Genomic DNA, 18,249 nt, shown 5'->3' with positions numbered 1-18,249 from the left:
CACCGCATAATCCGAGAGGACGGCGCTCGGCATCCGGCGTTGGTACAGGATGTCCCTCGTCAGCGACACCGACGCGACGGGCTTCAGACGCGTGATCCGGCGCCTGTTCATCTAGTGCCGGTTCTTGGTTCTCGCTTGGCGAGCGATCGGGGACGCGCGGAGGTCGGCCGCTGGATGCGACGATGAGCAAAAGACCGACCTGGAAGGTCCGCGCCATGCCTCGTTTGCCCACCATCCTCGTCGCCTTGAGCCTAACTGCGGCCCTGTCCGCGGGGATGTGGGGGGCGATCCTAGTAGCGATGCAGGGACCCTTCGAGTGATGGCGCGAGACGCAAATGGGTCAGGCCGCAAACGACGCGAGCCGTAAGCTAGCAGCCGCTCACTTCAGATAGCCCTTGGCCTCCAGGTGCTCGGTGAGGGCTCCGCGGATCATGCAAGGGCATCTGGATGAGGCGTCGGGGTGCCCGAGTACAGTTTCGGTATCAGCGGGCATCCACTGTGCCGCTTGCGATGACCTAGGGTCAGGCGCCGATCGCCCGTGTAGGCGCCGTAAACGATCACCGGCCCGTGACAGGCTGGACACCGCCGAGGCGCCATCCGGTAGGTACTGTGCGCCTCAGCGAGCGTTGCGACCTTCCACACACCGTCTGTCTTCACTTCGCACACGCTTGGGCTCTTGGTCTTCATAGGCGCCGCTATGCCACGGCGACCCTGCGTGACCAAGGCGCCTAGCTCTGGGCTCATCAGTGTGATCGCTCGGCTGCCTACGCAACAAACCACGCAATCACGCGGAAAGGCACAGCCTCTACACCCTAGCTCACAGACGGCCATCAAGCGCCGCATGAGGGGTAGGACAATGCTCGATATCGGTCTTCGCTTGGTCATCTCCGGCGCCATCATGGCCGGCACGGCTCACCTGCCGGCGCTGACCTCGGCGCAAGCCGCCTCTCAGTCCAGCAAGACCTCGAGCGTGTCCAAGCCGGCCCGTTCGTGCCCGCCGCAGTGGGCCTCGGTCATCCGGACCTGTGCGGCTTGAGACGACAGCCGATGCTCACCCTGCTCACACTGCTCGTGGCCGGCAACTTCGCGCTGGCGGCCGTCTTCTCGATTGCCGCTGCGGCCCAGGACTGACGGTGCGTCGCCCCCGGCCTCGGCCACTCGTCCTGGCGCTCAACGAGTTGCAGACTTCGAAGCCGCCGCGCAGGAGTGATCGAGCAGCTTCTCGGCATGGCTGTCCGGAGCGCGGTGGGCCAGCACGTAAAAGCCCTTGTCGGGTTCATGCTGGGAGGTGCTGATGACCGCCACGCTGGTCGCGCGGGGGCTCGTCTGACGTCCTGGCAGATGCGCCAGCGCCGCGAACGGGTTGAAGCTGGCCGCCTCGCCTGCGCTGATCCGCATCGCGAAGAAGCGGCTCCCCTGAAGTGCGATCGGCAGCGGCGCCCACTGGCCCTTCACGCTGTGGCCGTACCGCTGCAGAGCCGCTCGCACGCCCGGCTTGATGCAGTCGAGGTGGATGTGCAGTTGGTCCTGGCTGCGGCCGCCCGCCGAGTTCACCGCCATGCCGACCTCCTCGATCGGCAGGCGGCCCTTGAGGGCATCCGTCACGTAGCTGCGCGCTGCCAGCGTCGCTCGCCAGTAGGTGTTGCCACTGGCGCCCTGGAGCTCAGGTGCCTCGAGGCCCACGACATTGTCGGTCGGCATGACAACGGTGTGGGTTGGCTGCCCAGGTGCGCGTAGGACGGCCGTGCCTGGATAGCCCTTGTCGCCGAGGTCGACGGCGAGACAGGGAAAGGTCCGTCCCAGCGTCTTCTTGGCCAAGATGCAGCCCTGTAGAGCTGTCCAGAGGACATCACGAGAAGGGTCAGGGACGGCGTGAGCAGGAGTGGCAATCAATGCCGCGCAAAGCAGAAGTGCACACAGCCACGGGGTTGCAGTCACTTCGCTGATCCCTCGCATTCATGTGCTCGGAGCGATCGCAGCTTCGAGCCGCGCGCGAAACCGCAAATGCGCCTCTTGCAGTAACCTGACACGCCGAGTTGCCATCCCGGCTTCGTTCGCGTCGGCAGTTATCAGGGCACGGACGCTTCCGTGCAGGTCATCGGCCGCGGCATCAAGGCCAGGATTTCGCCCTAGGAGACCGAGCACGTCGATCAGGTTGGCGCGCACGTGCTCAGCCTCGACGGCGGGATCGCTTCCCTCACTGATGCGGCTGACCGATTGCTCGATGCCTTCCATACGCTCCTTCAGCATCTCGGCCTGCAAGGCTGGGGTCATAGAGCATCCCGAGTAAGCGCTTTGCCTACGCCAATGACGGCTTCGTTGTGCCGCCGGGCTGGCGAGACTTGGTGCTAAAATGTGTTGCGCGTGTGTTGCACGGAGCTGCCGGCCCTAGACCGTAACTCGTTGTAAAATCAGGGTTTGTGTTGCGGCGTGTTGCAAGCCTCTTGCGGCAGCTTCGGGCATGAAAATGCCCGCTAAGTCGTTGACAAAGCGGGCAGAATCTGTGGTGAGCGCGCTGGGACTCGAACCCAGGACCTACAGATTAAAAGTCCGTTGCTCTACCAGCTGAGCTACGCGCTCGCATCCGCCATGGGCGTGGCTGTCGGGCCGCGTCCGGGGAAGCGTGGCTCGCAATAGGGGAGCGGCTTCGAGGGGTCAACCGGCCCGTCCCGGCACTTCGCGTCGGGCGATGATCTCGGCGTCGCGGCAGATGCACCGAACCTGTCCTTAGGTTGATCGGGACTGATCACATTTCGGGCAAGTCCGAGCGAGAAACACGAGCCGCACCGATCCCCCTTTAACCTGTCGTTCTGCCTGTTGATCGTCTCATGGCGGCAGTTCGAGGACCCCTCCACATGGCCGCGCCCGACGCCGTCGATGCCAACCTGATGTACCGCCTCCTGGTTCAGGGCGTGACGGACTACGCGATTTACATGCTTGATCCGCAGGGGGTGATCAGCAACTGGAACGCCGGGGCTGAGCGAGCCAAGGGGTATCGGGCCCACGAGATCGTGGGCCGGCACTTCTCCTGCTTCTACGGACAGGAGGAGCGATCCCGGGGCGTGCCGCATCAGGGGCTGGAGACGGCCCGCCGCACGGGGCGCTTCGAGGCGGAGGGGTGGCGCGTCCGCAAGGACGGCAGCCGCTTCTGGGCGCACGTCGTGATCGAGGCGATCCACGGCGAGGACGGTCGCCTGCTCGGCTTCGCGAAGATCACCCGCGACTGCACCGAGCGCCGTCTGCAGGCGGAACGGCTTGAGGAGACCTCCGCCAATCTCGACCTCGCCCTCGCGCACATGTCGCAGGGCCTGTGCCTCGTCGACGCACGCCGCCGGCTGATCCTCTGCAACGCCCGCTTCCGGGAGATCCTCGTCCTCGACGCCGCCCTGACCCAGCGGGGCACGCCGCTTTCCGCCATCCTGCGGCGCCTCATCCGGGACGAAGGCGTGGGATCCGGCGAGCCGGGCGCGCGTCCGCTGCGCCCGTTCCGGCCGGCGGGCGCGGCGATCCCGCTGTCCCGGGACCTCACGCGCCAGGGCCGAACGATCGCGGTCACCACGCGCGCATTGCCGACCGGGGGCTGGGTCTCCACCGTCGAGGACGTGACCGAGCGGCGCCGGATCGAGGACAGCATCCTCCACATGGCGCACCACGACGCGCTCACCGGATTGCCGAACCGGACCGCCTTCGGCGCTCACCTGGAGCGCGCGCTCGCGGCGAACGGTGCGACGGCCGTGCTCTGCCTCGACCTCGACCGCTTCAAGGCGATCAACGACACGTTTGGTCACCCGGCGGGCGACGCGCTGCTGAGGACCGTGGCCGAACGCCTGCGGGGCGTGCTGCGCGGCAGCGGCATGATCGCCCGGCTCGGCGGCGACGAGTTCGTCGTCGCCCTCGCCGGGACGGGGGACGGACGCCCGATCGAGGGGCTGGCCGAGCGCCTCATCGAGGCGGTCGGCCAGCCCCTCGAGATCGACGGACATCTCGCCCATGTCGGGGTCAGCGTCGGCATCGCGGTCGGGCCGCGCGACGGAGCCGATCCCGACACGTTGTTCCGCAACGCCGACATCGCCCTCTACCGGGCCAAGGCCGCCGGGCGGAACACGTACCGCTTCTACGAGACGGGCATGGATGCGCTGGCGGCTGCCAGGAACCTGCTCCAGCTCGAATTGCGCGACGCGGTGCAGACGGGCGAGCTGCGCCTTCACTACCAGCCGGTCATGGACCTGAGGCGCGGCGGGGTCGGAGGGTTCGAGGCGCTCCTGCGCTGGCCGCATCCGCAGCGGGGCTCCGTGCCGCCCGACACCTTCATCCCCATCGCCGAGGAGACGGGTCTCATCACGAGACTCGGGGCCTGGGTGCTGCGCGAGGCCTGCCGGGAGGCCGCCGTCTGGCCGGAGGAGATCCGCGTCGCCGTCAACGTCTCGGCCGTGCAGTTCGCCCGTGGCAGCCTGGAGGAGGTCGTCACCCTCGCCCTCGCCGTCTCGGGCCTCGCCCCGCATCGGCTCGAGCTCGAGATCACCGAATCGGTCCTGATGAGCGACAGCGAGGCGGTCGTCGCCTGCCTCCACCGCCTGCGCAGGATGGGCGTGCGCGTCGCGCTCGATGATTTCGGAACGGGCCACTCGTCGCTCAGCTACCTGCGCCTGTTCCCGTTCGACCGGATCAAGATCGACCGCTCCTTCATCCGCGAGATCGGCCGACCGGAAAACGTGGCCATCGTACGCGCCGTCCGAGCGCTGGCCGCGGATCTCGGGGCCGCCATCACCGTCGAGGGCATCGAGACGCAGGAGCAACTCGCCTTCGTGCGTGGCCTCGACTGCGAGGAGGCGCAGGGCTTCCTGTTCAGCAGGCCCCTGCCCGCCTCGGACCTCGCGCCCTTCCTCGCCACCCGCCCGACCGCCCGCGCAGCCTGAGCGGCCGCCCTACGCCGATTCCCGACGGGACGCGCGCTCCATCTCGGCCCGCGCCCAGGTCTCGCGGGTCTCGCCCGCGAAGTCGGCGAGCCGCCCGGCCCGGATCGCCGCGCGCATGCCCGCCATCAGCTCCTGGTAATAGGCGAGGTTGTTCCAAGTCAGCAGCATCATGCCGAGGATCTCGTCCGAGCGGACGAGGTGGTGCAGGTAGGCCCGGGAATAGTCGCGGGCGGCCGGGCAGGCGGAGGTTTCGTCGAGGGGGCGCGCGTCCTCGGCGTGGCGGGCGTTGCGCAGGTTGACCCGGCCGTGGCGGGTATAGGCGAGACCGTGCCGCCCGGCCCGGGTCGGCATCACGCAGTCGAACATGTCGATTCCACGCTCGACCGAGCGCAGGAGGTCGTCCGGCGTGCCGACGCCCATCAGGTAGCGGGGCTTGGCCGAAGGCAGGTGCGGCTCCACCGCCTCGATCATGGCGAGCATCACCGCCTGCGGCTCGCCGACCGCGAGCCCCCCGATCGCGTAGCCCTTGAGGTCGAGGCCGACGAGCGCCCGGGCGCTCTCGACGCGCAGAGCCGGCACGTCGCCGCCCTGCACGATGCCGAACATCGCCTTGCCCGGCTGCTCGCCGAAGGCGCTTCGGCAGCGCTCGGCCCAGCGCAGCGACAGGTGCATCGCCCGCTCGATCGCCTCCGGCTCGGCCGGCAGGCGCACGCACTCGTCGAGCTGCATCTGGATGTCGGAGCCGAGCAGCCCCTGGATCTCGATCGAGCGTTCCGGGCTCATGTGGTGCGCGGTGCCGTCGACATGCGAGCGGAAGGTGACGCCCTGCTCGTCGAGCTTGCGCAGGCTCGACAGCGACATCACCTGGAAGCCCCCGGAATCGGTGAGGATCGGCCCGTCCCAGCGCATGAAACGGTGCAGGCCTCCCAAGCGGGCCATCCGCTCGGGGCCGGGGCGCAGCATCAGGTGATAGGTGTTGCCGAGCACGACGTCGGCGCCCAGGTCGCGCACCTGCTCCGGGTACATCGCCTTGACGGTCGCGGCCGTGCCGACCGGCATGAAGGCCGGCGTCCGGATGGTGCCCCGCGGCAGGGCGATGGCGCCGGTGCGGGCATGGCCGTCGGCGGCGTCGACGCGGAAGGTGAACTCGGTCGGGCGCGGATCCTGCGGGGTCGGGTCTTGCATCAGGTGCGTCTGTCCGGGAAGAGCAGGCTCGAATCGCCGTAGGAGTAGAAGCGGTAGCCCGCCTCGATCGCGTGGGCGTAGGCCGCCCGCATGGTCTCCAGCCCCGAGAAGGCCGAGACCAGCATGAACAGGGTCGAGCGCGGCAGGTGGAAGTTCGTCATCAGGGCGTCGACCGCGCGCACGGGGATGCCGGGCGTGATGAAGATGTCGGTCGGCCCCTCGAAGGCGCGCAGCCTGCCGTCCGCGTCGGCCGCGCTCTCCAGGAGCCGCAACGCCGTGGTGCCCACCGCCACGATCCGCCCGCCCCGGGCCCGCACCGCGTTGAGGGCCTCGGCCGTCTCCGCGTCGAGCCGGCCGATCTCGGCGTGCATGCGATGATCGGCGGTGTCGTCGGCCTTCACGGGCAGGAAGGTGCCGGCGCCCACATGCAGGGTGACCCTGTGGCGGGAGAGGCCGGCCGCGTCGATTCCGGCGAGGAGATCCTCCGAGAAGTGTAGCCCCGCGGTCGGGGCGGCGACGGCACCCGGCTCGGCCGCGTAGACGGTCTGGTAATCTGTGGCGTCGCGCGCGTCGGCTGGGCGCTTGCCCGCGATGTAGGGGGGCAGCGGCAGGGTGCCGAGGGCGGCGATGCGCTCGTCGAGGATGGGGCCGGCGAGATCGAAGCGGAGCACGATCTCCCCGCCCTCCCCCTTCTCGACGAGAGTCGCGGTCAGCCCGCCGAGCTCGCAGGGTGCGCCCTCCCGGTGATCGCCGAACCGCAGGACGTCGCCCGGGGCAAGGCGCTTGGCCGGCCGCGCGAAGGCGCGCCAGCGGTCCGGCGCCTCGCGCAGGTGCAGCATCACCTCCGTCTTCAGGCCTGCGGCGCCGGGCCGGGTGCGGAGCGCCTGGAGACGGGCTGGGATCACCCGCGTGTCGTTGAAGACGAGGGCGTCGCCCGGCCGCAGCAGGCCCGGCAGGTCGCGCACCGCCCTGTCCTCCAGGGACGGGTGGCCGCCGGGGCGCACGACGAGGAGGCGCCCGGCATCGCGCGGTTGGGCGGGCCGCAGCGCGATGCGCGCCTCCGGCAGCTCGAAATCGAACAGGTCCACACGCATGGGGCGCTGAAGTGCACGCTTCGCGCGCTCCGATCAATGCGGCGCGTGGCACGGCTGACCTGCTGCCGGCTGCCCTCACCTCGGACCGGCCGGCGACCGAGGCTGGCTCAAGGCTTGACCGCGCCGCGCGCCGGTTCACCATGCGCGCCTCACTGGAGGTGGAGACGAACCGTGCAGGACGGCAAGATCAGGCGGCGGATCCGTCAGACGCTCGATGCGCAACTCGTCGGCTACTGGGATCGGGAGGCGGCCCGCCTCGATGCCCTCGCCGAGCAGGCGCGGTTCGGCTGGATGGCGCGGCGCTACCGGCGCAAGGCGGTGCAGGCCCGGGCCCAGGCCGATCGCAGCCGGGTCCGCGAGGCCGCGCGGGGCGGCGGGGACGCCGCGTCCGAGGGCGCATGAGAGGGCTCGCGGACGCCTATAGCTGCGGCTAACACCTTTGCCGTGGCCTTGCGGGCCGTCCCCGGCCTATGTGCGGGCGGACAACGGCCGGGCGGACGCCCTCGCCAAATCCCCTCGCCGAAACCCCCCATGGAACGCACCCAGAAAGCCGCCCTCGCCGGCGTCGGCGTCGGCGCCCTCGTCACGGCCCTCAAGTTCGGCGCCTTCTGGCTGACGGGGAGCCTCGCGCTCTACTCCGACGCGCTGGAGAGCATCATCAACGTGGTGGCGGCGGGCTGCGCCTTCGTGGCGCTGCGGGTCGCCGCCGCGCCGCCCGACGCCGACCATCCCTACGGCCACCACAAGGCCGAGTACTTCTCCGCGGTGATCGAGGGTGCGCTCATCATCGTGGCGGCGCTCCTGATCCTGCGCGAATCCTACCACGGCATCCTGGCGCCGAAGGCCCTCGACGCGCCCGCGCTCGGCCTCGCCGTCAACGGGCTCGCCACCCTGATCAACGCGGCCTGGGCGGCCGGCCTGATGCGGCGGGGCCGGGCCTGGCGCTCGCCCGCCCTCGTGGCGGATGCCCGGCACGTCCTCGCCGACGTGTTCACCTCGGTGGGCGTCCTCGTCGGCGTCGCCCTCGTGGCCGCCACGGGCTACCTCGTGCTCGATCCCATCGTGGCCGGGCTCGTCGCCCTCAACATCCTCTGGTCGGGCTGGGGCATGGTGCGCGAATCGATCGACGGCCTGATGGACCGGGCCGCGCCCCCGGAGATGGTCGAGCAGATCCGCGCCCTCATCTCGACCCATGGCGCCGGCGCGCTGGAGGCCCACGACGTGCGCACCCGCCACGCGGGCCAGGCGACCTTCATCGACTTCCACCTCGTGGTGCCGGGCGAGATGACGGTGGCCGATTCCCACGCCATCTGCGACCGCCTGGAGAGTGCGATCGAGGGCGCCATCGAGGGGGCTGTCGTCGTCATCCACGTGGAGCCCGGCGATCACGCCAAGCAGCGCGGCGTGCCCGTGATCTGACCCGGATCAGGGCACGAGCACGGTCTCGCCGAAGATCGTCTCGAAGGCGGCGCGCAACTGCATGTCGACTTCGGGCAGGCTGACGAGGTGGCCGAGATCGACGAGGCTCGTCACCCCGTGGCCGCGGATGCCGCAGGGGACGATGCCCGAGAAATGCGAGAGATCCGGCTCCACGTTGAGGCTGATGCCGTGGAAGCTCACCCAGCGCCGCACCCGGATGCCGATCGCCGCGATCTTGTCCTCGGCGCCCTCCCCCTTCCCGGGCCTGCGCACCCAGACACCGACCCGGTCCTCCCGGCGCTCGCCACGCACGTTGAAGGCCTGAAGCGTCGCGATGATCCAGGCTTCGAGCGCGGCGACGTAGGCGCGCAGGTCCGTGCGTCGGCGCGCGAGATCGAGCATCACGTAGGCCACGCGCTGGCCGGGCCCGTGATAGGTGAACTGCCCCCCCCGCCCCGTGCGATGGACGGGAAAGCGCTCGGGCTCGACGAGGTCCGCCTCTCGCGCCGAGGTGCCCGCCGTGTAGAGCGGCGGGTGCTCGAGGAGCCAGACGCATTCGGGCGCGGCTCCGCTTCGGATCGCCTCGGCCAGCGCCTCCATCTCGGCGACCGCAGCCTCGTAGGCGACGAGATCCTCGCTCACCCGCCACGCCACCGGCGGCGAACCGGGCCGCGGCCGGAAGGCATCGGGCGCTGTGGCGAGGCGGGAGACGGCGTCGTTTACCAAGACTTCACCATGATGCGTGGACAGTCGGCTCCGAGCCGGCCGTCGCCGGCAGTGCGGGGCGTGCGTCGCGTGGCGGTTCTCGAAGACCTCAAGGTCGATCTCACGGTCGTGCTCGGGCGCAGCCACATGCCGCTGCACATGCTGCTGCGCATGGGACGCGGCGCGGTGATCGAACTCGAGTCGACCGAGACCGATATGGTCGAGATCCTCGCCAACGACCACCCGATCGCCCGCGGCCAGATCGTGGTGACGGGCAACCGCATCTCCGTCGAGGTCACCGAACTGATCCGCAAGGCCGAGGTGATCCGCACGCCCGGCGTCAGCATCGGCGAGGGGGCGGTTCCGCTCATCGAGACGGATCTGGAGCCGGTCTGATTGCAACGCGGCGCTTGTCGGGGCGGATTCGATCTGTTATCCGCTGCGCCGCTCCCCGAGAAACGGCCCGCCCCGCGGACCGGACGAACCGGGAGCCCGGCCCCTCACGGGCGCCGATGCGGCCATGGCGGAATTGGTAGACGCGCTAGCTTGAGGTGCTAGTCCCGCGAGGGGTGGAGGTTCGAGTCCTCTTGGCCGCACCAACTTGATTTTGTTGGTGTTTCTCCTCTCATCTTCGGATCCTTCGAAGCTTCGCTGAGTGCGGTCTGGAGACCGATTTGCGAGGTGTGGTCAGGTGATGTCTTGGAACGGGTTTGCGCGAGGTTCCAGCTCCTGAGAGGGCGGAGCTACCTGCGAAATAAAGACTCCCACGTTAGCCTGGTGAAACGCTGAGGAGTTCGGTCCGCGAGACCGAGCGTGATCGGGGCGCGTGATCCGGCCCGACCGTGGACGATGGACTCATCCGATCGCGCTTGCGCGCATGGGTCTGCCGATCGCGCTTGCGCGCATGGGTCTGCCGATCGCGCTTGCGCGCATGGGTCTGCGCCGAGCGCTTCGCCCGGTTCGCCGAGCGAACCCAGGCCATGGTGCCCCGGCAGGGACCCTAGAACTCCCCCGCCAGCCCGGCCCGCACCCCCTGAGAGCTGCTCTGGCTGTAGCTGTAGCCTGCCGTCAGGGCGATCGGGATCGACGTGTCGAGGCGGTGGGCGAGGGCGAGGCCGCCGGCCCATTCGCCGCGGAAGGTGGCGCCGTTGAGGGCCCAGGTCGTGCGGCCGGGCTGGGACGGCATCGAGGCGGCGGTGGACGCCATCGCGGCCGCGATGCCCTGTCGGGCCTCGCGCCGGCTCGCCGCCGCGTACTGGCCGAGGCCGTTGATCTGTGCCCCGAGCGCCCCGATCTGGTTCTGGAGGCCTGCGAGGTTGGCGGGGCCGGACTCCGCGAGGGCGAGGTTGCCGTTGGCGTCCGCCGTCACGAACCGCGTCGCCCCGGTCTGCGCCGCGCGGCTGGCGGCCGTCCCGAGGCCCGCCAACGTATAGGTGCTGCGCTCGCTCCCGACCGCGACCTGCCCGGCTCGCGTGGTGGCGACGCCCGCGCCGATCGCGATCGCGTTCGCTTGGCTGGCGCGGGCGCCCCGGCCGAGGGAGAGACTGTCCGCCCCTTGCGCGCTCGCCCCGACGCCGACGGCGGTGGCGCCGGCCGCACTCGCCGTGGCCGAACGGCCGAGCGCGGTGGAATCGTCGCCCGTGGCGCTCGCGTAGGCGCCGAAGGCCGAGGCCTCGTTGCCGCCCGCAAGCGCCTGGTATCCGACCGCCGTGGTCGGATCGGCGACGGCCCGCGCGCCCGTGCCGATCGCGGTCGCGCCCTCCCAGGTCGCCTGGCTGCCGGTGCCGATCGCGGTCGCTCCCATCGCCGCCGCGAGGCTGCCCTGGCCGAAGGCGGCGCTGTCCGTCCCGCTCGCCACGCTGCGGGCCCCGATCGCCGTGCTGCGATCGGCCGTCGCCGCGCTGTCCGTTCCGAGCCCGGTCGTCTCCAGGCCGTGTGCGGTGGCGTCGGAGCCGACCGCGACGCTGCCGGTGCCCGAAGCCGCCGCCCCGTAGCCGCTGGCATAGGCATCCCGGCCCGAGGCGCTCGGCGCCGCGGCCCCGCGCGAGTTGTTGCCGCGCACGGGAAAATCCTTCAATCGCGCCTCGAAGGCCTGTGCCGTCTGATCGAGTTGCCCGACCGTCGCTGCATCGCTCGGCGCGACCCCGCTCGCCACGCCGCTGATGCGGCGAGGGCCCTCGGTGCCCGAGACGTCGACGGAACTCCCGCCCGTGCCTCGCCCGATCGCGACTGGCGCGCCGGGAGCGGGCTGCTGCACGAGGCCGGTCCCGCCGCCGGAAGCGCCCCCGACGCTGCTGCTCTGGAGGCTCGCGACCTGCTGGGCAACGGCGTCCAGGTCGCTCGCGGTCCGGGCCAGGGCGAGGTCGACGGTCCCGAGAGCGCTTCCGACATCCGCGTAGGAACTGCCGCGGATCCGGTAATCCGGCGCGCTCCAGGTGCCCGCCATCGCATCGTAGCGGCTGCCGCCGCCGAGGCTTGCCGCGACGGCGGTGCCGAGATGTCCGAGCGCGACGCTCACCCGTGCCGTGTCCGCCCCCTGCTGGGCGAGCTGCTGGTTGGTCGCGAAGAGCTGGCCGCCCGTGACGGCATCGGCCGAGCCGACCGCCAGCGTGCCCGCGGAGACGTGGACGATCCGCCGCTCCGCACCGGACGTGCCGACCGAGACCGTGCCGGCCTCGGCCGCCACCGAGCCGTTGCCGAGCGCCACCGAATGGGCAGCCGCGGCGGTCGTTCCGAAGCCGAGGGCGAGGGCGTCGGTGCCGGTGGCCGCGGCCGGCAGGCGGCCCGACTCGTTGGTCGCCGCGACCGGCCGGCTGGCGAGACCGGAGCCGAAGACGGTGACCGCCGCGTCGAGTTGGGCCAGGGTCACGGCATCGCTCGCGCCGAGGCCGGCCGACAGGCCCGTCACCCGGCGGTTGCCGGCCGTGCCGGCGATATTCAGCGTGGCGCCGTCCGTGCCCGCACCGACCGTGAGGGTGCGGGTTGCCGGATCCTGCCGGACGAGGCCGATCGTGCCGCCGTCGAGGCCGCTGCGCAGGCTGCCGAGATCGGTTCCGAGCGTCGTGATCGCCGCCGCGTTCGCGTCGATCCTCCCGTCGAGGGCGCCGATCGCGCCGGAGACGGTGGCGTAGCCCGTCCCCTGCACCGTGAAGGTCGGCGGCGTGTAGCGCCCAGTCGTCGGATCGAAGGCCGCTCCACCCCCGAGCGAGGCGGCGAGGTTGCCGCCGACGCTCGCGAGCTGTCGCAGGTTGACGGCATCGGTCGGCAGCGTGCCCCCCGCCACGTTCGTGATCTGGCGCTCGGCGCCGACCGCGCCCACGGAGACCGCGCCGCTCGTCGACGTCACGATTGTGCCGGTGAACGCTTCCGAGCCACCGCCGAGGGCGACCCGGTTCGCGATCGTGCCCGCGCCGAGGGCGACCGCGCCCGCGACGGTCGCCGTGCTGCGCGCGCCGAGTGCGACCGCTCCGGGGCTCGTCGCCGCGGCGTCGGTGCCCATCGCCATCCCGTCATCGCCCTCGACGCGGCCGCGAAGGCCGAGCGCGATGCCGCCGCCCCCCGTCACCGCGGCGCCGTTTCCCAGGGCCAGGGCATCGTGGCTTCCCACCGCCGTGACGGCCCCGTCCCCGATCGCGACGGCGCTCACGGCGCCCGCGCTCGGCGCGATCGCCGTGAGGTTGCCGAGCCCGCTGACGCGGCCGGCGCCGATCGCGACACCCCTGCTCGCGTCGAGGGAGAGAGTGGACGCGCGGAGGTTGCATCCGCCGGGGCTCGCCACGCTCGCCAGATTGCCGTTCGCGTCGAGAACCCCGACGCGCAGCGTGACGTCGGAGAGGGGCGCGACCACGTTCTGGTTCAGCCCGTTCACAAGCCCATCCAGGACGGTGTTGAGCCCGAGGGGGAGCCCCGGCGTGACCGCTCCCACGCTCTGGAGTTGCGGCAGACGCACGCCGAGCCCTGCACAGACGTCGATCAGCCCCGGCGCCTGGGCGCTGGCATCCGTGGGGACGAGGGCGAGGGCACTGACGGAACAGGCAAGGAGCGAGATCGGTTTCGGGCTTCCGCCCTGCCCGCCACGACGTCCGGCCGATCCAACTTTTGAACGAAAAATGTCCAACATTTGATAACCCTAGATTGTCTTCTGGACCATTCAACGTCCCGGAAACCTTAATGTGCGGTTAAGATTACAACCTGTGGTTAAAAGCCTAGGAGCTGTGCTGAAATTCCCTCCACAACACCGCGATTCGACGCATTTCGACTATGGAAACGCCATCCGCATGCCGATATTATCTTGAATACGATAGGATTAGCCGCCTCAATTCCGTTGTAGGGGCGGAATTTTTCTGTTTTCCATGCCCTGCTCGTGTCGCGGCATCGCCCTGTGTTGGTCATCCCGGATCTGGTGGAATTGCATCAGCGACGTCTCGCCATCTGATGTGTTGTCTGGTCATTTCCGCTCTGAATTGACCTTCGAAGCGGGCTTGGCGGCGTTTCTGTTGCTGGATGGCAACAGGCAGCCGCAATCGATGATGGGAGGTATTAGCGACGTGCGGAGCGCCCTGACGGTGGAGATTCGTACTGTTTCGTGCGGATGCTTGACTGCTCGCGCCCGCGCTCACTTGAAAGGTTGCGTTAACCGTGTCGACGCCGGAGGCCGCATGCCGCTCTCCCACAATCGCTTCGACGACCCGCATATCGACCGGGCCACTTCCGAGCACATCCGCTTCTCGATGACGGACGGCCAGCGCATCGTCGCGGGACGCGTGCCGATCGCCGCGTTGCGGGCCCGGCTCGGCGGCGATGCCGCCGATCCCCTCGTCCTCTACGGCCGCTGCCGGGAGGTGGTCGAGGCGGCAGCGAGCCGGCGCTTCGACCGGGACGGTGCGCCCGATGCGATGGTCGACCTCGATTCGGACGATCTGGCGGTCGCGCGCGCTTGATCGAGGGACCCGGCGACAGATCGCCCGTGCTGTGGTCCCCGGCCTGCCGCTCTTAAACAAAGTGAAGGCGGTTCCGCGTTGCCGGGCGGAGTCTCCCGGTTTCGGGCATTCGGGCCCGCTGGCCCGGGCCCGATCCAACGGGAGGCTCGCCATGGAACACAGGGGTGTCGATCGGCTTCAGGCCGTCGCGGAGGTCACGTCTCAGCCCCCTCTCCTCGCCACGCGCCGCGCGCGCCTGGAGCGGTGGGCCGAGATCCTGGAGCGCGATCCACACCGCGTCTTCGCGACCTTGCCCGAAGTCGAACTGGTCCCCTGGCCGCGCCGGGGCACCCTGCGTTCGGAGAATTCGCCGGTCGGCCTCGCCCTTGCCGATCCGCTCCTGCGCGCGAGCGGCCTGATGAACGATACCTACGGCGAAGCCCGCCGCTTCTTCGGGCTGCGGGAGGGGCAGGCTCACCGCCTCCTCTGCTCCTGCGTGAACGGCCGCCAACTCCGGGCCGATCTCACCGCGCGTCGGCTGCGCGCCATCGCCGGCTACCGAACGGAGCGCTGGATGCTCGGCCTCGCGACCGGCGCGGCGTGCGTGCCCGGGTTGATGTACCTGTTCGGGTGAGCGGCCGTTCCGGGTCCGGCGATCCCCGGGTCGAAACCTGCTGGTAACGCGCGCGGAGGCAAGGTCCGCGCACGAGCCCGGCCGGGTGAAGCGGCCGAGGGACCAGCCACGGGATCCTGAATGCTGACGAAAGACCAGCTCGCCGCGGAGCTGAAACGCATCGCCACGACGCAGATCAGCGACATCACCCGCGCGGTGAAGGAAGGCCAGAAAGCCATCGCCCTCAACGAGGTGCGGGACATGGCCCAGCGCCTCAACAGGCTGGCCGACGCCTTCAGCCCGAAAGCTCCCGCACGTCCGGCCACCGAGGGTGCCGAAGCCGCTTGAGCGGCGGACGTTCCGATCCTCCGACGAGGGGCGGCCCGCGCGGGCCTTGCGCCCCAGACGAACCGGGAGAGCCTGCCATGCCCCGCTTCTTCTTCAACATCCGCCTCGATGACGCCTATCTGCCGGAGCGCACCGGGCAGTGCCTGCCCGACGCCGAGGCGGCGCGGGCGGCCGCACGCACCATCGTGCGCGCCCTCGTCTCCCAGCACGGGGGCGAGCCGCGCCTCCTCAACGCGGCCATGGTCGTCACCGATGCCGAGGGGGCGGAGGCCTTCGAGCTCTCCTTCTTCGAAGCGATCTACGTGCCCGTGGCGGCGCCGGAGCCCCTGCGCGCCCTGCCCCGGGCCGCCGCGATCCGTCCTCCTGCCGCGACCAATCTCCTGCGTGCCAACTGGGCGCGCCTGGAGCGCCGCCTGCGCGGCTGGCGGGCCCTGTGGGCCGAGTCCCTCCGCGCGCTCCAGGCCCGGCCGCGCTTCTCCCTCGGATTCGACGGCGGGCGCTGAGGCGCGCCTCAGCCGAACAGGTCGACCACGGCGAAGCCGTGGCCTGCGAGGCGCTCGGCGAGGACGCGCCGGTGGCACCTCTCGGGGTCGCGCTCGAAGCAGAGCAGGCAGACGGGCTGCCGGGCCGCCATCTCGGCCAGCGCCTCGAGGGCTAGGCCCCCGTCGGCGGTGTCGAGCACCTCCTCGCAGTAGATCCGCCGCATCAGCGCGGCGTCGTGCGCGCGCGCGGCCTCGCGGCCGGCCTTCGGCGTTCCGAGCTCCCGCAGATGGGCGTAGCCGAGCCCCGCCTCCTCCAGCCCGGCACGAAGGGCGCCCTTCGAGAAGCCGCGCTTGCGCGAGTTCGCCACCGCACGGACATCGGCGAGGAGGCCGATCTCGGCCTCCTTCAGCGCCCCTCGCAGCCGCTCCGGGTCGAGGCCTTCGTAGCCGATGGTAAACAGGGTCTTGCTCAACGGCACCATCCTTCGAAACGCGAGGCGCGGCTGCAACTTAAGGCGAGCGGCCGGTCGCGCCAGGGGCGGTCCCGCGGCGCCGGCGGGCCTCCATGTCACCGGCCTGCAACGACTTCCGGAATTCCGCCGCAATGACCGCAAAGGTCTGTTAACCGCGCAAGGGGCATCGAATACCCGTGATTGTGGCGCATAGGACGATGGGCCGGGCATCGATGTCGCAGTGGAACGGGACCTCCCTGACAGCTGACGCTCCGCGCGGCCCCTTGGCCCGCTGGCGCGCCGGCGCGAAGCGGGTGCTCGCCGCCGGCCTCCTCGCGAGCCTCGCCGCCTGCGCCGCCAACACTGATTTCTATCCCACCAAGGGCGACGCGAAGCCCCATCCGGGCGTCGCCCGGGCCAAGCGCCACCCGGTCCAGGGCATCGACATCTCCCGCTGGCAGGGGCCGGTCGACTGGGCGTCCGTGCGCGGCGCCGGCACCCAGTTCGCCTTCATCAAGGCGACGGAGGGCGGCGACCACGTCGACGAACGCTTCCGTGAGAATTGGGACGGGGCCGCCCGGGCCGGCGTGCCTCGGGGCGCCTACCACTTCGTCTACTGGTGCCGCTCCGCGCAGGACCAGATGGAGTGGTTCAAGCGCAACGTCCCGAACGACCCCTCCGCCCTGCCCCCGGTGCTCGACGTCGAGTGGAACGGCCACTCGCAAACCTGCCCGCGCCGTCTGCCGAAGGCGCAGGCGCTCGGCATGATCCGCTTCATGCTCGCCGAGATGGAGCGCTACACGGGCAAGCGGCCGATCATCTACACCGACATCACCTTCCACAAGGACGTGCTGGAAGACGAACTGCCCGACTATCCCCATTGGGTCCGCTCGACAGCTGCCGAGCCCGAGCAGCGCTTCGCCAACCGCAAGTGGATGCTCTGGCAATTCACCTCGACGGGCCGGGTGCCCGGCGTGCGCGGCGACGTGGACCGCAACGCGTTCTACGGGACGCCCGCCGAGTGGGCTTCCTTCCTCGCGACCGATTGCGATCCGCGCGAGCATCGCAGCCTGACGGCACAGGGTCTCTGCTCCGGAAAGTAGCGACACGCCTGCGTCCCGCGAGGCCTGGGCGCATCCCCGCCAGCCCTGCCGCGCGGCACCGCGAAATTGTTCAGTGGTCTGTCTACAAGTAGACAGACTAAGCCTGAAACGCTGCTGTAGGGAACATGCGTAAGCACTCGTTCCAGCAGCGTAGCCTATGTCGTCGGCGTTCGACCCCCTCTTCGAAGGCAATCTTCTTCTCAAGGCGCTGCACGATGACGATCGTGCGCTGCTCGGGCCGCACCTTGAGCGCCATCATTATGCCAAGGGCGACACCCTGTTCTCGGCGGGCAGCGCCGTGTCCGCCATCTCGTTCCCCTGCGAGCAGACGGTCGCCACCCTGGTGATCGCGATGCAGGATGGCCGCAGCGCCGAGACGGCCACGATCGGCCGCGAGGGTGCGGTTGGCGGCGTCGTCAGCAACGGCTGCCTGCCCGCCTCGACCCACGCCGTGGTGCAGATCGGCGGTCCCGTGCTGCGCATGGAGGCGACCCGGCTGCAGGAGGCCAAGCGCCGCTCGGCGACGCTGCGCAACCTGTTCACCCGCTATTCCGATTGCCTTCTGGCGCAGGTTCTGCAGTCGGTCGCCTGCAACGCCCTCCATCCAATCGAGGCGCGCTGCCTGCGCTGGCTCCTCACCCTGCAGGATCGGATCGGCGCCGATACCCTGCCGATCACGCACGAATTGCTCGCCGCGATGCTCGGCGTGCAGCGAACCTACCTCACCCGGATCCTGCGCACGCTCCAGCAGCAGGGGCTGATCGAGGTCGGGCGCGGGCGCATCACCATCCTGAACCGGACGAGCCTGGAAAACGCCGCCTGCGAGTGTCACGGCAACGTCAAGCGCCACTTCGAGACCGTGCTCGGCGCCGTCTACGGGCCGAAGGGACATCTCCTGAAGGTCCGGCCGCCCGAGGATGCCCGAGAGGCGCGCTCGCTCGCCCTGGCCTCGATGACCGAGAAGGCCGACCGATGAGGGATCGGATCCACGGGGATGCCTTGAATTGCGCACA

The 18,249-nt window shown here is 70.2% G+C and carries 18 protein-coding genes and 2 tRNA genes; 12 read left to right on the top strand and 8 right to left on the bottom strand.

The window, feature by feature from the left end; genetic code table 11:
* The first annotated feature begins 856 nt into the window (after nt 1-856).
* Nucleotides 857-1,036: a hypothetical protein gene (locus J2X36_RS15770; RefSeq protein ID WP_310351335.1), complete on the top strand. Its 180-nt coding sequence runs from the start codon at nt 857-859 to the stop codon at nt 1,034-1,036.
* Nucleotides 1,037-1,170: 134 nt separating this feature from the next.
* On the opposite strand, the gene J2X36_RS15765 is transcribed toward J2X36_RS15770, so the two are convergent.
* The 3 genes from J2X36_RS15765 to J2X36_RS15755 all read right to left on the bottom strand — a co-directional run bounded on the left by J2X36_RS15765 (nt 1,171) and on the right by J2X36_RS15755 (nt 2,580).
* Nucleotides 1,171-1,956, bottom strand: coding sequence for a CDP-diacylglycerol diphosphatase (locus tag J2X36_RS15765; RefSeq protein WP_310351331.1), 786 nt, complete (start codon nt 1,954-1,956; stop codon nt 1,171-1,173).
* A complete protein-coding gene (locus J2X36_RS15760; RefSeq protein ID WP_310351328.1) occupies nt 1,957-2,274 on the bottom strand; it encodes a hypothetical protein in 318 nt (105 codons plus the stop codon).
* A gap of 230 nt (nt 2,275-2,504) precedes the next feature.
* A tRNA-Lys gene (locus J2X36_RS15755) sits at nt 2,505-2,580 on the bottom strand.
* Between the two features lie 275 nt (nt 2,581-2,855).
* Between J2X36_RS15755 and J2X36_RS15750 the strand changes: the two genes are divergently transcribed.
* A complete protein-coding gene (locus J2X36_RS15750) occupies nt 2,856-4,916 on the top strand; it encodes an EAL domain-containing protein (RefSeq protein ID WP_310351326.1) in 2,061 nt (686 codons plus the stop codon).
* 9 nt (nt 4,917-4,925) lie between these two features.
* On the opposite strand, the gene tgt is transcribed toward J2X36_RS15750, so the two are convergent.
* The gene (tgt, locus tag J2X36_RS15745; protein WP_310351323.1) at nt 4,926-6,101 is read right to left on the bottom strand and encodes a tRNA guanosine(34) transglycosylase Tgt; all 1,176 of its coding nucleotides are present in this window, start codon (nt 6,099-6,101) and stop codon (nt 4,926-4,928) included.
* On the bottom strand, nt 6,101-7,195 hold the full coding sequence (gene queA, locus J2X36_RS15740) for a tRNA preQ1(34) S-adenosylmethionine ribosyltransferase-isomerase QueA (RefSeq protein ID WP_310351320.1): 1,095 nt from the start codon (nt 7,193-7,195) through the stop codon (nt 6,101-6,103). Before queA ends, tgt begins: the two co-directional genes overlap by 1 nt.
* Nucleotides 7,196-7,366: 171 nt before the next feature.
* Between queA and J2X36_RS15735 the strand changes: the two genes are divergently transcribed.
* Together J2X36_RS15735 and J2X36_RS15730 are read left to right on the top strand one after the other, a co-directional pair.
* A complete protein-coding gene (locus tag J2X36_RS15735; RefSeq protein ID WP_132254282.1) occupies nt 7,367-7,597 on the top strand; it encodes a hypothetical protein in 231 nt (76 codons plus the stop codon).
* Nucleotides 7,598-7,726: 129 nt separating this feature from the next.
* Entirely contained in the window at nt 7,727-8,614 is an 888-nt protein-coding gene (locus J2X36_RS15730) for a cation diffusion facilitator family transporter (protein ID WP_132254283.1), read from the top strand.
* A gap of 6 nt (nt 8,615-8,620) precedes the next feature.
* On the opposite strand, the gene lipB is transcribed toward J2X36_RS15730, so the two are convergent.
* Complete coding sequence (gene lipB / locus J2X36_RS15725) at nt 8,621-9,340, bottom strand: lipoyl(octanoyl) transferase LipB (RefSeq protein WP_132254284.1); 720 nt, start codon at nt 9,338-9,340, stop codon at nt 8,621-8,623.
* Nucleotides 9,341-9,409: 69 nt separating this feature from the next.
* On the opposite strand from lipB, the gene J2X36_RS15720 reads away from it, so the two are divergent.
* Both J2X36_RS15720 and J2X36_RS15715 read left to right on the top strand, forming a co-directional pair.
* Nucleotides 9,410-9,715: a FliM/FliN family flagellar motor switch protein gene (locus tag J2X36_RS15720; protein WP_132254285.1), complete on the top strand. Its 306-nt coding sequence runs from the start codon at nt 9,410-9,412 to the stop codon at nt 9,713-9,715.
* A gap of 118 nt (nt 9,716-9,833) precedes the next feature.
* Nucleotides 9,834-9,918, top strand: a tRNA-Leu gene (locus J2X36_RS15715).
* Nucleotides 9,919-10,319: 401 nt separating this feature from the next.
* Here the strand turns inward: J2X36_RS15715 and J2X36_RS15710 are convergent.
* Nucleotides 10,320-13,439, bottom strand: coding sequence for a hypothetical protein (locus tag J2X36_RS15710; RefSeq protein ID WP_310351316.1), 3,120 nt, complete (start codon nt 13,437-13,439; stop codon nt 10,320-10,322).
* Between the two features lie 538 nt (nt 13,440-13,977).
* Here J2X36_RS15710 and J2X36_RS15705 point away from each other — a divergent pair.
* The 4 genes from J2X36_RS15705 to J2X36_RS15690 all read left to right on the top strand — a co-directional run bounded on the left by J2X36_RS15705 (nt 13,978) and on the right by J2X36_RS15690 (nt 15,702).
* On the top strand, nt 13,978-14,259 hold the full coding sequence (locus tag J2X36_RS15705; protein WP_310351313.1) for a hypothetical protein: 282 nt from the start codon (nt 13,978-13,980) through the stop codon (nt 14,257-14,259).
* A 151-nt stretch (nt 14,260-14,410) separates the two neighbouring features.
* Nucleotides 14,411-14,872 (top strand): hypothetical protein, encoded by a 462-nt coding sequence (locus J2X36_RS15700; RefSeq protein ID WP_132254288.1) that lies wholly within the window; start codon nt 14,411-14,413, stop codon nt 14,870-14,872.
* Nucleotides 14,873-14,992: 120 nt separating this feature from the next.
* Nucleotides 14,993-15,199, top strand: coding sequence for a hypothetical protein (locus J2X36_RS15695; protein ID WP_132254289.1), 207 nt, complete (start codon nt 14,993-14,995; stop codon nt 15,197-15,199).
* A 77-nt stretch (nt 15,200-15,276) separates the two neighbouring features.
* On the top strand, nt 15,277-15,702 hold the full coding sequence (locus tag J2X36_RS15690; RefSeq protein WP_310351310.1) for a DUF6894 family protein: 426 nt from the start codon (nt 15,277-15,279) through the stop codon (nt 15,700-15,702).
* 8 nt (nt 15,703-15,710) lie between these two features.
* On the opposite strand, the gene J2X36_RS15685 is transcribed toward J2X36_RS15690, so the two are convergent.
* Entirely contained in the window at nt 15,711-16,154 is a 444-nt protein-coding gene (locus tag J2X36_RS15685) for a DUF488 domain-containing protein (protein ID WP_310351307.1), read from the bottom strand.
* A 212-nt stretch (nt 16,155-16,366) separates the two neighbouring features.
* On the opposite strand from J2X36_RS15685, the gene J2X36_RS15680 reads away from it, so the two are divergent.
* Both J2X36_RS15680 and J2X36_RS15675 read left to right on the top strand, forming a co-directional pair.
* On the top strand, nt 16,367-17,236 hold the full coding sequence (locus J2X36_RS15680) for a GH25 family lysozyme (RefSeq protein WP_132254291.1): 870 nt from the start codon (nt 16,367-16,369) through the stop codon (nt 17,234-17,236).
* Nucleotides 17,237-17,393: 157 nt separating this feature from the next.
* A complete protein-coding gene (locus J2X36_RS15675) occupies nt 17,394-18,212 on the top strand; it encodes a Crp/Fnr family transcriptional regulator (RefSeq protein WP_310351303.1) in 819 nt (272 codons plus the stop codon).
* Nucleotides 18,213-18,249: the final 37 nt, after the last annotated feature.

Origin of the sequence: Methylobacterium sp. BE186, assembly GCF_031457035.1 — a bacterium.
Classification (GTDB): domain Bacteria; phylum Pseudomonadota; class Alphaproteobacteria; order Rhizobiales; family Beijerinckiaceae; genus Methylobacterium; species Methylobacterium segetis.
The sequence above is the reverse complement of the archived record's forward strand: the minus strand, read 5'-3'. Positions and strand labels throughout refer to the sequence as shown.

Bases quoted from the DNA above. Each gene is read 5' to 3' on its own strand.
- J2X36_RS15770 (WP_310351335.1), top strand. From the start codon at position 857: ATGCTCGATATCGGTCTTCGCTTGGTCATCTCCGGCGCCATCATGGCC.
- J2X36_RS15765 (WP_310351331.1), bottom strand. From the start codon at position 1,956: ATGCGAGGGATCAGCGAAGTGACTGCAACCCCGTGGCTGTGTGCACTT.
- J2X36_RS15760 (WP_310351328.1), bottom strand. From the start codon at position 2,274: ATGACCCCAGCCTTGCAGGCCGAGATGCTGAAGGAGCGTATGGAAGGC.
- J2X36_RS15750 (WP_310351326.1), top strand. From the start codon at position 2,856: ATGGCCGCGCCCGACGCCGTCGATGCCAACCTGATGTACCGCCTCCTG.
- tgt (WP_310351323.1), bottom strand. From the start codon at position 6,101: ATGCAAGACCCGACCCCGCAGGATCCGCGCCCGACCGAGTTCACCTTC.
- queA (WP_310351320.1), bottom strand. From the start codon at position 7,195: ATGCGTGTGGACCTGTTCGATTTCGAGCTGCCGGAGGCGCGCATCGCG.
- J2X36_RS15730 (WP_132254283.1), top strand. From the start codon at position 7,727: ATGGAACGCACCCAGAAAGCCGCCCTCGCCGGCGTCGGCGTCGGCGCC.
- J2X36_RS15710 (WP_310351316.1), bottom strand. From the start codon at position 13,439: ATGTTGGACATTTTTCGTTCAAAAGTTGGATCGGCCGGACGTCGTGGC.
- J2X36_RS15705 (WP_310351313.1), top strand. From the start codon at position 13,978: ATGCCGCTCTCCCACAATCGCTTCGACGACCCGCATATCGACCGGGCC.
- J2X36_RS15700 (WP_132254288.1), top strand. From the start codon at position 14,411: ATGGAACACAGGGGTGTCGATCGGCTTCAGGCCGTCGCGGAGGTCACG.
- J2X36_RS15695 (WP_132254289.1), top strand. From the start codon at position 14,993: ATGCTGACGAAAGACCAGCTCGCCGCGGAGCTGAAACGCATCGCCACG.
- J2X36_RS15690 (WP_310351310.1), top strand. From the start codon at position 15,277: ATGCCCCGCTTCTTCTTCAACATCCGCCTCGATGACGCCTATCTGCCG.
- J2X36_RS15680 (WP_132254291.1), top strand. From the start codon at position 16,367: ATGTCGCAGTGGAACGGGACCTCCCTGACAGCTGACGCTCCGCGCGGC.
- J2X36_RS15675 (WP_310351303.1), top strand. From the start codon at position 17,394: ATGTCGTCGGCGTTCGACCCCCTCTTCGAAGGCAATCTTCTTCTCAAG.